This is a genomic window from Affinundibacterium macrobrachii (assembly GCF_014652415.1).
Taxonomy (GTDB): Bacteria; Pseudomonadota; Gammaproteobacteria; order Burkholderiales; family Burkholderiaceae_D; genus Undibacterium; species Undibacterium macrobrachii.
Genome location: NZ_BMYT01000005.1, coordinates 127,871 through 142,875 on the forward strand (window position 1 = coordinate 127,871; position 15,005 = coordinate 142,875).

At 43.8% G+C, this 15,005-nt stretch carries 16 protein-coding genes; 12 read left to right on the top strand and 4 right to left on the bottom strand.

The window, feature by feature from the left end:
• Positions 1 to 93: 93 nt before the first annotated feature.
• From IE103_RS14660 to IE103_RS14685, 6 genes are all read left to right on the top strand, one after another.
• Positions 94 to 1,569 (top strand): serine hydrolase domain-containing protein, encoded by a 1,476-nt coding sequence (locus tag IE103_RS14660; RefSeq protein WP_189346880.1) that lies wholly within the window; start codon positions 94 to 96, stop codon positions 1,567 to 1,569.
• Complete coding sequence (locus tag IE103_RS14665; protein WP_189346881.1) at positions 1,566 to 1,940, top strand: DUF6249 domain-containing protein; 375 nt, start codon at positions 1,566 to 1,568, stop codon at positions 1,938 to 1,940. The genes IE103_RS14660 and IE103_RS14665 overlap by 4 nt, the downstream gene beginning before the upstream one ends.
• Entirely contained in the window at positions 1,921 to 2,529 is a 609-nt protein-coding gene (locus IE103_RS14670) for an RNA polymerase sigma factor (protein WP_229827317.1), read from the top strand. The genes IE103_RS14665 and IE103_RS14670 overlap by 20 nt, the downstream gene beginning before the upstream one ends.
• Positions 2,526 to 2,843: a hypothetical protein gene (locus IE103_RS14675; protein ID WP_189346883.1), complete on the top strand. Its 318-nt coding sequence runs from the start codon at positions 2,526 to 2,528 to the stop codon at positions 2,841 to 2,843. The genes IE103_RS14670 and IE103_RS14675 overlap by 4 nt, the downstream gene beginning before the upstream one ends.
• Before the next feature lie 320 nt (positions 2,844 to 3,163).
• Positions 3,164 to 3,802 carry a CatA-like O-acetyltransferase gene (locus IE103_RS14680; protein WP_189346884.1) on the top strand — a complete coding sequence of 213 codons (639 nt, stop codon included), beginning with the start codon at positions 3,164 to 3,166 and terminating at the stop codon, positions 3,800 to 3,802.
• A gap of 190 nt (positions 3,803 to 3,992) precedes the next feature.
• Positions 3,993 to 5,015 carry an OmpA family protein gene (locus IE103_RS14685; protein WP_189346885.1) on the top strand — a complete coding sequence of 341 codons (1,023 nt, stop codon included), beginning with the start codon at positions 3,993 to 3,995 and terminating at the stop codon, positions 5,013 to 5,015.
• A gap of 124 nt (positions 5,016 to 5,139) precedes the next feature.
• Here IE103_RS14685 and IE103_RS14690 read toward each other — a convergent pair whose 3' ends face one another.
• Both IE103_RS14690 and IE103_RS14695 read right to left on the bottom strand, forming a co-directional pair.
• Positions 5,140 to 6,198: a phytanoyl-CoA dioxygenase family protein gene (locus IE103_RS14690; RefSeq protein ID WP_189346886.1), complete on the bottom strand. Its 1,059-nt coding sequence runs from the start codon at positions 6,196 to 6,198 to the stop codon at positions 5,140 to 5,142.
• A gap of 577 nt (positions 6,199 to 6,775) precedes the next feature.
• Complete coding sequence (locus tag IE103_RS14695) at positions 6,776 to 7,477, bottom strand: hypothetical protein (RefSeq protein ID WP_189346887.1); 702 nt, start codon at positions 7,475 to 7,477, stop codon at positions 6,776 to 6,778.
• Positions 7,478 to 7,827: 350 nt separating this feature from the next.
• Between IE103_RS14695 and IE103_RS14700 the strand changes: the two genes are divergently transcribed.
• The 6 genes from IE103_RS14700 (at position 7,828) to IE103_RS14725 (ending at position 12,792) form a co-directional block, all read left to right on the top strand.
• A complete protein-coding gene (locus tag IE103_RS14700; RefSeq protein ID WP_189346888.1) occupies positions 7,828 to 8,418 on the top strand; it encodes a DUF2239 family protein in 591 nt (196 codons plus the stop codon).
• Positions 8,419 to 8,487: 69 nt separating this feature from the next.
• Positions 8,488 to 8,928 carry a GIY-YIG nuclease family protein gene (locus IE103_RS14705; RefSeq protein WP_189346889.1) on the top strand — a complete coding sequence of 147 codons (441 nt, stop codon included), beginning with the start codon at positions 8,488 to 8,490 and terminating at the stop codon, positions 8,926 to 8,928.
• Between the two features lie 270 nt (positions 8,929 to 9,198).
• A complete protein-coding gene (locus tag IE103_RS14710) occupies positions 9,199 to 9,744 on the top strand; it encodes a peroxiredoxin-like family protein (RefSeq protein WP_189346890.1) in 546 nt (181 codons plus the stop codon).
• Positions 9,741 to 10,265 (top strand): RNA polymerase sigma factor, encoded by a 525-nt coding sequence (locus tag IE103_RS14715; protein ID WP_189346891.1) that lies wholly within the window; start codon positions 9,741 to 9,743, stop codon positions 10,263 to 10,265. Before IE103_RS14710 ends, IE103_RS14715 begins: the two co-directional genes overlap by 4 nt.
• Positions 10,266 to 10,535: 270 nt before the next feature.
• The gene (locus IE103_RS14720) at positions 10,536 to 11,576 is read left to right on the top strand and encodes a serine hydrolase domain-containing protein (RefSeq protein ID WP_189346892.1); all 1,041 of its coding nucleotides are present in this window, start codon (positions 10,536 to 10,538) and stop codon (positions 11,574 to 11,576) included.
• Positions 11,577 to 11,778: 202 nt separating this feature from the next.
• Positions 11,779 to 12,792, top strand: a complete 1,014-nt coding sequence (locus tag IE103_RS14725; protein ID WP_189346893.1) for an IS110 family RNA-guided transposase — start codon at positions 11,779 to 11,781, stop codon at positions 12,790 to 12,792.
• 874 nt (positions 12,793 to 13,666) lie between these two features.
• Here IE103_RS14725 and IE103_RS14730 read toward each other — a convergent pair.
• Both IE103_RS14730 and IE103_RS14735 read right to left on the bottom strand, forming a co-directional pair.
• The gene (locus tag IE103_RS14730) at positions 13,667 to 14,170 is read right to left on the bottom strand and encodes a hypothetical protein (RefSeq protein ID WP_189346894.1); all 504 of its coding nucleotides are present in this window, start codon (positions 14,168 to 14,170) and stop codon (positions 13,667 to 13,669) included.
• Positions 14,171 to 14,420: 250 nt separating this feature from the next.
• Entirely contained in the window at positions 14,421 to 14,810 is a 390-nt protein-coding gene (locus IE103_RS14735; protein WP_189346895.1) for a hypothetical protein, read from the bottom strand.
• Between the last annotated feature and the right edge of the window lie 195 nt (positions 14,811 to 15,005).

Here is a 15,005-nt window from a genome sequence, read left to right on the forward strand (position 1 = left end):
TTATTTAAGATTAATTTCAAATTCATGAATCCAAATTGATTGATTCAAGTATCTAAGTTGGTAGGTCATCACTCAACATAGAAAGGATTTAAAATGAAATTGATCAAGAAATATTGTGGATTTGTGGTCGCGGGAGCAAGCGTTTGGCTTGCATCGTCTGCCATCGCAAGCGTCATCTCCTTCCCAAATACACCAGCAGCTCAGCTCGCCGCACAGCGTCTTAAAGCCTTCAATGCCGGAGATGCTGCGTTGTTGAAAGCATTTAAAGATGCGCATGATTCGAATCTGTCGGTGGAGAATGAACTGGGTTTGAAAAAAATGATAGGCGAGTTAGAAGTTCTGCGTATTACGCCGAATGGACCACATCGTGTATCGATTATCTTGCGTGAAAAAGATGGCGATCGGGTTGGTACGATGAACTTAGAGGTTCATGAGAACAAGCCAGATCAGGTGAAGAGTTTTGGTCTCACACCAATGCCAGTGACACCAGAAGATTTAATGCCGCAGCGATTAGCTGCACAAGAGGCTTGGCAAAAGCTACAGCGTAAAGCAGACAAGTTGGCCGCCGAGGGAAGTTTTTCTGGTGTGTTTGCGGTGGCGCGGCATGGAAAAATCCTGCAACAACAAAGTTGGGGCTATGCAGATCAAGCTCGGCAACTAAAGAACACTAATCAAACACGTTTTCGGGTTGGTTCTATGTACAAGATGCTGACAGCCGTCGCCATTTTGCAATTAGTCGAACAGCGACGTATCGCTATAGACGCACCAATCGCACGCTATTTGCCCAGCTATTCAAATAAGTCGTTAGCCAATCAAGTAACGATACAACATTTATTAACCCATACCGGTGGAACTGGCGATATCTTTACCGATGAGTATGCGAAGCAACGCACATCAATTCGTGAGCACGCAGATTATTTGCGTCTATTTGGTGAACGCAGTACCGCGTTCGCGCCAGGTAGCCAAGAAGCTTATTCCAATTATGGATATGTATTGCTAGGCGCGATTATTGAAGCGGTGACAGGTAAGCCATATGATCGTCATATACAACAAGCGATCTTACAGCCCGCAGGTATGACGGATACGGGTACAGAACCAGAAGAGAAGGTTAAACAAAAAATCGCGATCGCTTACACCAATGCAGAAACTGGTTTGATCGATGCACACGAGACTTTGCCATGGCGTGGTACTGCAGCGGGTGGTGGTTACTCGACCGCGCGTGATTTAGTTCGATTTGCTGATGCCTTACTGAAAGGTCGTTTATTGTCCGCAGCGTGGCTTGCTAAAGCAAGTCAGGCACAGGTGCCTAGTCAACTCTATGGTTATGGATTTCAATTAGGTGGCTCGAAAGATGCCCGCTATTTCGGGCATGAAGGTGGTGCTGAAGGAATGAATGGTGCCTTGCGCATCTACCCAGCAACCGGTGATATCGTTGTCGCTTTATCCAACTATGATCCACCAGCGGCAGATGGATTGGTGCAATATTACGCCAATCGCATGCCACTAAATGTGCAAGTTAAGCCAAGTCAGGCAGCGATGCCTCGCAATCAAAAAGGAAACTCACCATGAGAATCGAATTTATTCTTCCCTTAATTTTGTGTTTAGCGCCGCTATTAGCGGTGTGCGCCGTACTCGTGTATCGCCATAAGCAAACAAAGGCACGTTATCAAACCTTGATTTATTTAGCGGATAAAGGGATGGATTTGCCAGCACAACTAATGACCGAACCGCAAGTCGCATTTTGTGAACGTCGTCGTGGTATTACTTTAGTTAGCATCGGCTTGGGCATCATTTTAATGTTCTTGGTACTACCGATTGAATTTGATTCTGGTCATCAGATTGGTGAACTATGGGGTTTTGGTCTTTTACCTTTGATCTCAGGTTGTGGTTATTTATTGAGTTGGTGGCTCAATCGTCGTGATGCAGAGCTCGCAAGATAAGGCTGCAGAAGCACGGATTGATCAAGCCTTGGTTGTTCGGGCGCGCCTGAATAAGGATCATCGTGCTTTTGAAATGTTGGTGCGCCGCCATCAAGGGATGGTGCGCGCCTTATTACGTCGTTTGACCAAAGGTGATCATGCGGCGGCTGATGATTTAGCCCAAGAGACCTTTCTAATCGCTTGGCGCAAGCTAGATCAGTTTCGTGGTGACGCGCGATTTTCGACTTGGCTCTATCGCATCGCGTACACACATTTCTTGAAATATGCTGATCAATTTCAGCGTACTCATGATGAGTTAGCTGCGGTTGAAGAACAATCCGATTATGATGAAAACTTAGCTTCGAGTGCGCCAACAACTTCGCAGTACATAGATTTAAAAATTGATTTTGAACGCGCGCTGCAAAGTTTGAATCCGAACGAGCAACTGGTCTTATTACATTGCGTTCAATTAGACTTAAGTCACGAAGAAGTTGCACAAATCTTAGGCATGTCTTTGGGCACCGTAAAATCGAATGCGACGCGTGGCAAAGCAAAATTGCAAACGTGGTTAGACGCTTGGAAAAACAAAATGAAAGGGACAAACACGTGACTCATCCAGTCGAACCCAATATTGAAGCACTATTAAGTGACGCTTATGACGGGCCGGTAGCCGATGATGGCTTTAGTGTTCGTGTCATGCAAAAAATTCCAGCGCAAAGAAAAACACATCATTCTTATTCGTTGATCGCATTTGCTGCCGGACTCTTCGCATTGATGTGGCAAGTGCTATCAAGCTCCTTATTTGAGAAAGCTTGGCACGATCTTGCGCAAGCTCAGTTTTCTGTCACGGTAATGGTGCTATTCGCTGTTTTTTTCGGCGCTTCTTTGTTAGTCTCTGCATGGGCATTGACTGAAGCAGAATAACTATCTTGTGAATAAGAGTAATTGTTGACGAATCGGTGATTTGTTCGTCTGATGAAACTTCATTTGCGCAGCGGCATTGATAACAGTAGTGACGAATCCACATTCATAGATTCATCTTCATATGTTCACATTTAGAAAGCCAATTGGCAGCCTTTGTGTAAGCCTAGGCGATCTCTTAGTCCAGCGCAGTTGCGGTACTTTTCGGTATCATGTCGATTTCCATCTTGAAAACCCAAAGAAAACAATTGGGTGATCTAGCTCAAGCCTGCAACTTAAATATCAGAGTAATTTTTTGATATTCACATCCACACCAAATCAGCATGAAAAAAATTGATATCAATACTTGGAATCGACGAGAACACTTTGCGTTTTTTAGAAAAGTCGATTTGCCTTTTTATAACGTGAACACGCCAGTCGATATCACTGGATTACCTGAATTTGTCAAAGCAAAATCCATTTCTTTAAACAGCACCTTAATTTATTTGACGATTCAGTCAATGAATCAAATCGAGAATTTTCGCTACCGTATTCGTGATGACGCTGTGTTTCTTCACGATGCGGTACATCCATCGTTTACGCATCTTAAAAACGGGGAAGATTTATTCAGAATCATCACCATGGATTGCGGCAATGACTTACTGCAATTTGATCGCGATTTGAAACAAGCGGTCGAAGAATCGACTTGCTATTTCAATTTCAGTAAAGCAGCAGGGCGCGATGACTTGGTATTTATGTCTTCTTTGCCGTGGATATCATTCACCGGTTTAGATCACACCTTAAGCCTAGACCGAGACGACGCAATCCCACGCGTGTCATGGGGACGATATGTCAAGAATGGCGAGCAAACCATGTTGCCATTCAATGTGCGTGTCAATCATGTGTTTGTTGATGGCTTGCATGTCGGCTTGTTCTTTGAAGAGTTTGCACGACAACTCAAGCGGGTGTTGGAACAGAAGTGAATTTTTGATGAAGTAAGCAGCACTGTTGAGCGCTTTTCACAAACAAGTACTCAAAAACAAGTGCTCAACTTAGGGATGAGGAATGCGTCAGTTTTTTTAGCAATTGCTTAGGTATAAGTAAGGACTTTGATATCTGATTTGTTAAAATATGCACTCTTTATTAATTCTTTATTTGATTATGAAAAAGAAAATGATAACTGCTGTGCGTACTGGTTTTTTGCTGGTGACGCTAGCCGCACTTACTTCGGTGAGTTCTCATAGCTTTGCGCAGAGCAGTGATATTTCTAAAGGCCAAGATCATCCCTTGATACAGCGCTTTCAAGCTTCTCGTATGACTGGCTATTTACAGACAGAATGGACTGAGGCGGCAATTCCTCAAGCTAAGGTCGCCAAATTAGATGGCGCTAAAACAGCGGAGTGGAAACTGATTGAAGGCAAAGAAACACGTCTGCATTATCTTTCGCCAGTGGGTAAGACCACTTTAGAAGTGCATCGTAATTATCGCGATGCTTTGTTAAAAGCAGGTATGCAAATCAACGTCACTTGTGATCAAAAATGTGATGACCTGTATCGTGCTTGGCGCGATCAAGCAAAGCCATTTGAACGTCAGTTGAAATGGGATAACGGGCATCACAACGGATATAGTCATTATGATGCGATCGATAATCAAGAAGGGCGGCTGATTGTTGGTAGTTTTCCTGCCAATGGTAGAACGTCGAAGACCCACGTTGTTGTGTATAACTCGATAGCATTTGGTGGTGGAAAAAAAGTCGATCCTATGGTGTCTACTTTTATCCAAATTATCGAAGAAAAAGCCCAGCCAACGGGGCAAGTCAGTGTGAATGCGGAAGCTTTAAAACAAAACTTAGACAATACCGGCCATGTATCTTTATACGGATTGATGTTTGATACCGGTAAAACTGAATTGAAGGCAGAGAGTCAAACTCAGCTAAGCGAGCTAGCCAACGCGCTCAAAGCGCAGAACAATCTGAATATCATTGTCGTCGGACACACCGATAATATCGGCAGCATAGACAGCAATCTGAGTTTAAGCCAAGCGCGCGCTCAAGCCATTGTGCAAGCCCTGATACAAGCGGGTGTCGAGAAGCGCCGTCTCATCGCTAAAGGTATTGCCAACTTCGCCCCCATTGCGACCAATAAGACCGAAGAAGGTCGTGCAATGAATCGACGCGTTGAAATTGTGGTGCAATAATTTGATACGATGAATTGATGTGATGAATTGATTTAGGTAAATTCATCCTCAGTGCGCTTAAGGGCGCAAATCATCGTGAATGTCGACAACTATGTCTATTTTGAGTTGATTTGCGCCTATTTAATTAGCGAAGGCGACGTCTTTCCGCATGACCATGACGAATGTAATGATCTAATCCATCCATGCCAGCTTGCGCCACATCAGGATTGGCTTCTAAATAAGCATTTGCGTCAAAGTGATATGGGCCATCGGGTTGCGTTGAGCGCGTTGAATCAATAAATTGATTTGGAATTTCCCAGCCCGCGTAGCGATTGGGCATAAAATGTCCATTTTGAATATTGATCAATTTTCGGAAATAAATTTGTCCATAAAATGGATCCGAAAATAATGGCGAATACCATGCACAGTCTTCGAAGAAATAGTGCGTAACCTGTGACCAGCGGCTAGCTTGCCGATTGATATGTGGGCTACCACCGTGCAATAAGTTGGCCGCCCAAATTAACGCATCGCCTTTTTTTGCAAGGAATTTCTTAGGTTTGATTCCGTGCGCGTCTACCAAGGCCTGCCACATTGGTTCATACATCGTTTGATCAGGTCTGCTTGGCAAGGTCGAAACGCAACGTCCCAAATGCTCGTTGGTATAGATTGGAAAGCGGTGACTGCCTGGGTAATAAAATAACGGCCCATTATCAACCGTAATATCTTCAAACGCTACCCAAACACCGCACATAAACCGCTCTGGTACCGAATTAAAATGTACTGCATCAGAATGTAGTGCTTGCTGCGTGCCAACCGGAAAATTCAATGTTTGAAAAGGCCATGCTTGCGCACCATAGAGCTTACTCAATAGGTTAATGATGCTCTGATTTGCGGCGATACGACGCACGTTGGCATCAAATTGCCAAGCATTGAGTATGCGTAAGTCAGCAGCTCGCCCAGCACGAAATTGCGCCATACTGTTCTCGTCAAATGCTTTAGTAAGCGACGCTTTGATATCTTCAACCAGCTGGTCAAACTCAGCCTCGGGAAACTTAATAGCAGCAACCCCATAAGTATGTAGTTGCTTCGCTATTTGTTGTAAGTGCGATTCCGCGTTAGCAAATAGCGTTTCAAAAAATGGAGACTCAATTTTCGGTACGCCGGGTAGCAAACGGTGGAGCTCAGATGCAGAATTTTGATTCATATATTGATCGCGTCTAGTCTATTTGAATCGAACGATGCTAATCGCCCGAAATGGTCTTGCGATCAGTATAACTGTGACGTAGAAAAAAGCACATTAATTTTAAGATGTAAGTTGCTTGCAAAATTTATCAATTTCACACTGATTGAATTCTTGAGAGCGTACTTTTGCCGTAGCGTGAGACGGCAATGCTGGTTGAATTTCATCAATCGTAGCGAACTACGCGCGCAAGGTGAGCATCATCCCATCACTATTCGACGCAAATGACTTAGCAATATTTTTGAGCCATTTGAGTTTGCGGTGGTTTGTCAAACTACAGCTCTGACAAATCTACTCAAACTCTCAAATGCAATTATCAACTGATCGTGGCGAGCATCACCGATTGCTGCCATCAAGAAACACAACAAATGCGTGTTTAGTTCGACTTCTTGACTACCAGAGGCTAATGAGTACCCCCGCGGTTTTCTTCGTGTCGTAATAAGAAAGTTTTTTGGGGCAGACAATTGATGGAAAAGCTATATATAGATCTAGATAGAGAGGGTGTTTTTCCCTCTCATTAGTAACTTCTTCAAGTCTGAGTTTAGAGCTTAACTTTATTTTCCTTCGCTGCTTTTTCTTTTTCGGTGCGGTCTGCGTTAACCGCATTATTGAAGGCTGCTTGCTCTTCAAAGAACAACTTACTTTGGTAGATATTAACGAACATTTCCGTAGCAAAGTTACCAGCGGCTTGTCTGATGTAGGCACTGTAGACATTTGCACAATGAGCTCGATGTTCTGCGAACGGAAGATTCATATCCGAAATTGCGCAATCGAGGTTTTTGATGGCCGCACCATCCGCACCGTAGGCCCATATCTGTGTGGTGTCTCGGATAAAGGTTGGCGCGCCAAATTTTTCAGCTAAGCTATCGACTACATTTTTCACCAACATGGTATTGCGATCAAAGCGAAGCTGGCGCGTTATAAAAAGCGCTTTTTTGGATATATGACCAAAGCTGACGTCGATCGTGTCTTTGCAAACGTCATATGGGCCGACGCCTCCAGGCATCGGTGTGCCGCAGCCACGAATCTTGGCCAATGAAGCAGGTACTCCTGGCGCGGCTTTCCAACTCGCATAATCTACAATTTTCATATTTGCGTCGTGTGCTTTTAGAGCCGCTCGTACTTGATCGGCAGTCATACCCAACTTGATGCCAACAATGTCACTGGGTTTATCGGCTGCCCATACAGGATTGGCGGTGCTTAACACAAACGAAATAACAGCAAGTTGGCGAAACAATTTCATATTAACTCCGGTTAAATAAAGAAGAGGCTAACTTTTTTTACATTTTAATTGTTCAGGATAAAAAAGTCATCTGCGGAATGATTGGCCTCAAATTGGATATCGATATTTTGTTAAATTTGAGGTCATATATGTAGATATCTGCAGATCGCAGCGCGAAGACCAAATATCAGCAACAAATATCATTGATCATTCTGTTCTAATTTTATACGGGTAAAATTGACTTTGAATATTTACCCGGGTATTATTTGTTCTTGGGTACTAGCTTGGCTATCAAGTAAGTTGCCATCTAAATTGCGCATAAAGGCAAGGTAAACAAAGTCTTCGCAAGCGAAGCATATCGAGGGTGAAGTATGAAAAATTACACAGTGTTTTGTGAGGATCGCGTCCCCAAAGCAGGAACGTTGGAAGAAGTGGCTTTGTATCTAAAGGAGCAAACCGATGCGCAAGAATTATTTCAAGGCCAATTTCAAGTAATCGATGACCATTTGGGTGATGCGATTGATCTTGATTTAAGCGGAAGTAAATTGGCGGTGAAAGAGCGCTATACGAACTATGAGAAACTAGTCGAACCTACAAATGAAGAGAAGCAGCCAGAGAGTCGCTCGCGTGGGCGGCCTAAGTTGGGTGTGGTCTCAAGAGAAGTGACTCTGTTGCCGCGTCATTGGGATTGGTTGGCATTGCAACCAGGTGGTGCATCGGTGGCACTGCGCAAGCTGATTGATGAGGCACGCAAGCAAAGTGGTAGTGAAGATCAGATGCGCGCAATGCAAGAGCGCACTTACAAAGCCATGTCACACATCGCGGCTCACCTGCCCAATTATGAAGACGCACTGCGCGCCTTGTTTGCATTAGACCAAGCAAAGTTTTTACAAATGATCGAGGCTTGGCCTGTTGATTATAAAAACTATTTGATACGACTAGCTGGCTTAGTGACAGCATAGTAGCGGCTGAATGTGAGTTTAGTGCCGACCAAAGCGATACGATAAAGACTCTTTTTGAGAGAAGAAAACATGAAACAAGATTTGATTAAAAATCAGCAAGACAGCACGCAAGACCATGAGCAATACAATCAGAATAGCGATCAGAATAGCGGTCAGCAAAACCATAAGCACAAGAATAAACAAGGACGAGAAGATTACAAACAGCAAGATGATCGTGCTGGCATCTATCGCGTGTACAACACAGAAACAGGTATGCAGTGGATCGATAGCAGTGCCGACGTGCAAGGCGCGCTAAATCGTATGCAGTTCGAACTCAAACTCGGCAGCCACCGACGCCATGCGCTACAAGCCGATTTCAAAGTCTCAGCGGGGAAAGCACTGCAATTCGAGATTCTCGAACGCATACGCAAGAAAGTTGATCCAAGCTGGAATTTACAAGAAGCGTTAGAGCAAGCTCGAACACTTTGGCGGGAAGAGTTTGCTGCGATTGGGGCGTTTTATACGGCTTAGGTTTGTGTTATCAAACCGTGCTGGTGTTTTACTTCTTAAAAACTTTTTTCGCGCTAACTTGCGAGAATTTAGCTTGATTACTTGATTGCCGGGGTTAATGTTTGACCCCATCTGTGTTCAAATTAATATCAAGAAGCTTCAGATTTAAGGCCCGCTTTCGTTCTTTTCTAGAGCATGAATGAAAATTTTTTTCAAACGTGCGAACCTAAATCCGCATTTCTCCCCACTAGTCTTTTGAATCGTTTGAAATTCAACTGATATTAAGGAGTTATGATGGCGAAATCCCTTCAATTGCAGATCAATAGTCGAGTCCCAGCAAAGAACTGGCACGATATTCAAGGCGAGATGCTACAAGTCCCGCACCAAACTTTATGGACGCATTTGCAATTTAGGCGCTACGCGCAATGCGCTATTTGTAATCTTCATGTGCGTGAGTTTTTCCAAAATCATGAGAAAATTCATCAAGCAGGAATTCAAGAAGTCATCATCTTTCAATCAACACGGGAGCAGCTGGTGGACCATTTGCATGATGGAAAAGTGCGTGTCATTGCCGACCCAACGCGACAGCTGTATGACGCTTTTGGTGTTCAAAATTCCATACTCGCGGTGGCGCATCCCGCTGCATGGTGGTCGGCAATTAAGGGCGCTGCGCAGTTTGGTGTGCATTTGCCAAATGGTGTTGAATCGATGTTCGGTTTGCCTGCGGACTTCTTAGTGAATACCGAAGGTATGGTGGTCGCAGTCAACTACGGTCGTCACGCAGATGATCATTGGTCCGTTGAGGATCTCATTCAACAGCGGAGTGCAGCGCGATGAGTGGTACTGTGAATATCGAACAGATGATGCTCAGAGCGCAAACGGGAGAACCAGTTGCGATTGCGAACTTACTTGAGCACTGGTACCCAGATTTACGGCGATATGCGCAGCGACATTGTCACGCATCGTACGCTGAGGATGCAGTGCAAGAGACCCTGTTGGTGGTGACCCGACGATTTGCTACCTTACGACAATTGACGTCAGCCACTGCCTGGATGTTCACGATCTTAAAGCGACAGTGCTACACGTTGTTTCGTCGATTTCATATCGATCTTCACGTCGAAGATGAAGTATGGGCAGCGATGATCGAAACAAGGCCAGCCGCAGAGCTGCGGCTTGATCTGATTGCTGCGTTGGAGTCATTGCCCCCACATTACTTACAGGTGATTTTGCTGCGAGATTTTGCGGACTTAACGATCACCGAAATAAGCGAGCAGCTCAACGAATCAATAACAGCAGTAAAAAGTCGCCTTCATCGTGCACGTCAAATGGTTCGTGAATACTTGTCGACACCAAGTTAAACCATGAACGTGTTTTAGCGAATATCATCGGAGGCTGGCTTTGAACGAATGGTGCATTTGATCAATCTTGTATGGCAAGTGCACTAGGGCGTAATAGCGCAGCGCTTCATACTGTTTCTGAACTATTGTGAAATGTAAGACTTGATTCCCACGCCCGTTGGTTGAAACGTATTTCAGCGATTCAATTGTAATTGAACTTTAAAAAACAACGCTGTCAAACCGAAGCGAAATACCGAGCCACGATCGTTGTAACGAATAAATGGAGAAGAAATGCGATTATTAAGTTTTGTATTGGTAGTGTGGCTTGCTACCTTCACTTCAGCATGCGCGCATGTAGAAAATAATGTGCCACAAAGCGTGGTTCCCCATGATTTTAACGGCGTCGTCTTTCATGCAGAAAATCGCACAGATGTTGGTCGCTTCTCCGGCTTTGGTTTGCCAGATTTCAAGAATACCCGCAAATTTGATGTAAATACACGCTTTCAAGTGGGTTCGGTTTCCAAGTTTTTCACCGCATTAATTGTTCTACGCCTTGTCGATAAGCAGCAGTTAGACCTTGATGCGCCAATCGCTCGTTATCTTGATGGCTTGCCAAAGCAGACAGGGGATGTTGTTACGATTCGTCATTTGCTGAGTAACGCAAGTGGCATCCCCGACGGTGCAACGGCTGCCTTGCGGCTGGATTCGTCCTTGCGGCAATCATCGATCAATGCACAAGACGCTTATTTGAAGTGGGCACAAGCACCGCTCGCATTTAAACCAGGCGAAGGATGGGACTATTCAGTAACTAATTGGATTTTGATACGAGCACTGCTTGAACGAGCTAGCAAAATAAGTTTTGAAGCGCTAGTCAATCGTGAGTTAATTGAACCACTGAGCTTAGCGAATACGGGACTACCTGCTGCGAGTTTTCCGTTTAGTGACTTGGACGCGAAAAACTATTCTTCTGGCGAACCGCGTCAAGAACAACAAAGCATAATCCCGAAATTTGCTGCGGCATCAGGTTCATTCTATAGCTGTGTTGCTGATATACGGACCATAATGGATGCATTGCGTAACACGCAATATCTGTCGACATCCAGCCTGCAACAATTAAGCACCGTGAATGTCGCTTCCGAAAACTATGCTCTGGGTGGTCGTGTTGTTTTAGAAAACAATCAAGCAACATTCTGGACACCCGGAAAAACAGCAAACTATCGATCCCTAATTGCCTATCGTCTGAGTGATGGAAAATTCACCGTGGTCTTAAACAACGTCAGCGTAGATCAAAGTGTACTCACCACGATTGTGCGTAGCTTAAGAGATAAATAATCGCTGCTTGGGTAGCGATTATATTTTTGAAGCTGCAGGTGCGAAGCAAAAATATACGAATAGATGATTTGCTTCGTCTTCATGTTACGTTCTTAAAATGTCAAATTTAAGGTCTGATAATCATCTAGCCGCCTCCCTCCAATAGCGTATGCCGTTGGAGTAAAGTTGAGTTGCGAAACGAAACTTTAACGGGGAGGACGGTATGTTATTTTGCGGCATAGACCTACATTCGAACAATAGTGTTGTGGCTATTTTGGATGAATCAGACAAAGTGATTTATAGCAGAAGGCATCCGAATAATTTAGACGAGATTTGTGGCGCGTTGATGCCATATCAATCGCAACTGGCTGGTGTCGTGGTGGAGTCAACCTTTAATTGGTATTGGTTGGTGGATGGCTTGCAAGCACAAGGTTTTCGAGTTCACTTGGCCAATACGACGGCAATTAAACAATATGACGGTTTAAAGCATCGTGGCGACGAATCCGATGCACGTCATTTGGCGCATGTGTTTCGTTTAGGCCTATTACCAACCGGGCACATTATGCCGAAGGAACAACGTGTAGTTCGTGACTTGGCACGTAAGCGCATGCAATTGGTACAGCAACGATCGATACATATTTTGTCAATTGAAACGCAAATGGATCAACACCGCGGCGCACATTTATCGAGCAATCTCATTAAGAAATTATCTTCCAGTGATATTGATGCGATGGGTCTCGAAGAAATGGCATCGATAGCGATGAAAGCCAATTTAAGTTTGATGCAATCGACAGATCAACAAATCGACCTGATTGAGAAAGCGCTGGCAAGCCATTGCCGACACCATCCTGGCTTTCCATTACTCAAAAGTGTGGCTGGAATTGGTGATGTACTGGCAACCGTAATTCTGTTAGAAACGGGCTCAATCGAACGATTTAAAGATGTCGGGAATTACGTGTCGTATTGCCGATGCGTTGGCAGCATACATACGTCAAACGGCAAGAAGAAAGGCGAAGGCAATACCAAGAATGGCAATCGCTTCTTAGCGTGGGCGTACGTCGAGGCTGCTAACTTTGCAATCCGCTACAGCGAAGCGGCGAAAAAGTTTTATCAGCGTAAGAAGGCCAAACGCAACGGCATCGTGGCGATCAAAGCGGTAGCGCACAAGTTAGCAAGAGCCTGTTTTCATATGCTTAAAACAGGTGAGGTATTTTCCGTGGAGCGATGCTTCACTTAAGGTTTGGCAGGGCTGCGTGAGCCAGGCAACGGGGTTGGATACGAAGCCATCAGGACTGATTGGACACGCAGCATTTGCCATCACGTTAGTTTGTTCGAAATGAGTCGTCTGCAATGTGAGCCACAAGGGGTTGGAACCGAAAGGTAGCCACAGATCTGCCCATCAATTGGACACAAAGCGGTACTGAGATGCTTCTGGAGTAGCTGCGCTACTTGGGCGAAAACAGCAACACCATTTTCGCTAGAACCACATGGGTGACTGGTGCGATTCACGCAACCACACGACGAAGCAAAAGGCACGATGGCATTTTGAAACAGGCGTGTGGTGGTGTAATAAAAATTATCGCGGTCATTTGCGAGTATTTGGTTCGACTTCTTGACTACCGGGGGCTAATGGGTGACCCCGTGCTTTTCTGAACACCGTTTGCTTCAAATGAAATTTGGTCATTGATTTGGTACTTTAAACTTTTATGTGATCGTGTTGGAACTAGGCGGTCGAAAGAAGTTTTAAATTTCACAGCGCGTTCATCGGTGTCTAACACCCAAATATTCTTGTTCAGTTCTTTGATTTCTATTAATGCATATTCGTATTTATAAATCGATTGTTGTTGGTCGCCATTGGTATTGACTGTTGATTTATGTGAAAAGCTACAACCAAGCAAGAAAAATAAGAGAAGTATCAGAGAGAAATTAGATTTCATGTTCGAGTATCCCTATTTTTCACACTCAAAGTTCTCACGATCTGTACAGCTAGTAGGACTTGTACATTGTGTCCATTCCTTGCGATTTATTAACGAATTATCTAATAAGAACAAGCAATGATTTATGTGTTACGTTATTTTCTGCGTGCTAGCGATATTTGAGAGATTCCTGTTTTACTCGTTGTCTTGTAATGCTGATCGTATAGCGTCTGAGATATCTGAGACATCATTTTCCGACACAAGATATCCCCAAAGCATGAAGAAATGATTCGCACCTAAAAAGAAAAGAATCTCGCTAGGTAATTTAGTGCTCGGTATCGTGAAATAGCGAAAAATTTCAATTGCGCTTGTATAGAAACCCGCACATAAAAGAATCAAAATAATTAATCGGATCGATATTGGAACGCCAAATCTTCCGATAAGAAAGTTGGTGTCATTTTTGAGTACAAATTTCCCAGTGAACTGCGGTTTCATATTTGTCCAGAATGGGATGTTAGATGACTCAATCATTACTTTTGTAGCGGAAATATCGGACGAAAATCTTGGATAAGAACTATTTTTTCGTTTCTCATTTTCAACTTTTTGTTTGAGCTTTTCGACCGAATCTTCAAGCTGAAACTTACTGGAAAATTCCTTATCCTTGCTGAGAAAATAAAAACCGTAAAGTTTATGGAGCATCTTAATAATCTCAATTATTGTGATTTATGTCCGGCACATTCAGTGCAGTAGGGTGTAACAGCATAGCGTACTACATCGTCGCTGTAGAATGACATTCGACGTAATGCGCCTTGCTTTTGACGCTCTGCGAAAAAATATACCTTCGTGCGTTGATTCGTTTGCACATTACGGTCTAATGTCAAATGTAAGGCTTGACCCCTTACTTCCTTTGACCCCTTACTTCGTTATTTCTTCTTACTTCTTTTACATGTCAAGACTTGACCCCACTCTTCAACGCTTTTACGATTTCCCTCCATATCTTTAAAGAAATATAGGGAAAAAGTAAAAGGAAAAAAGCCGCTGAATAGTACAGCGAGCTTCCGGCATTTAAGCCCCAAAACATTTCAAATTCCTCAGTAAATTTTGACGGGATTGTTAGCAATCCAATCCATCCCAAAACTCCAAAGATAGTAATAGCTGGGAATTCACGAAGATTCCTTCCATTTAAAATGAAAAACATCGCAAGTAAAAATATCTGAGCGACAATCAACCCAAGAAAAAAGATCATCAAAATCGCCTGGTTGCCACTTGCATGGGCGGGAACACTAAACGCAACCAAGATCGTTGTTATAGCAACCTTAGTATTTCTCAACGAAAGCATTCTTTACAACTCCTAAGCAAAAGATGGGTTGGGTTTTGAGTCAATGGTTCTCGTGTAAATGTTGTATGTCAAGACTTGGCCCCATTTTTCGTCAATTCCATGCAATCATCTATCAGTGCCTTACGAAAAAATTGCGCCTTGCCGAGTTGATCATGTCAAATGTAAGGCCTGTCCGCGCACTCTTGCTCGCATTCG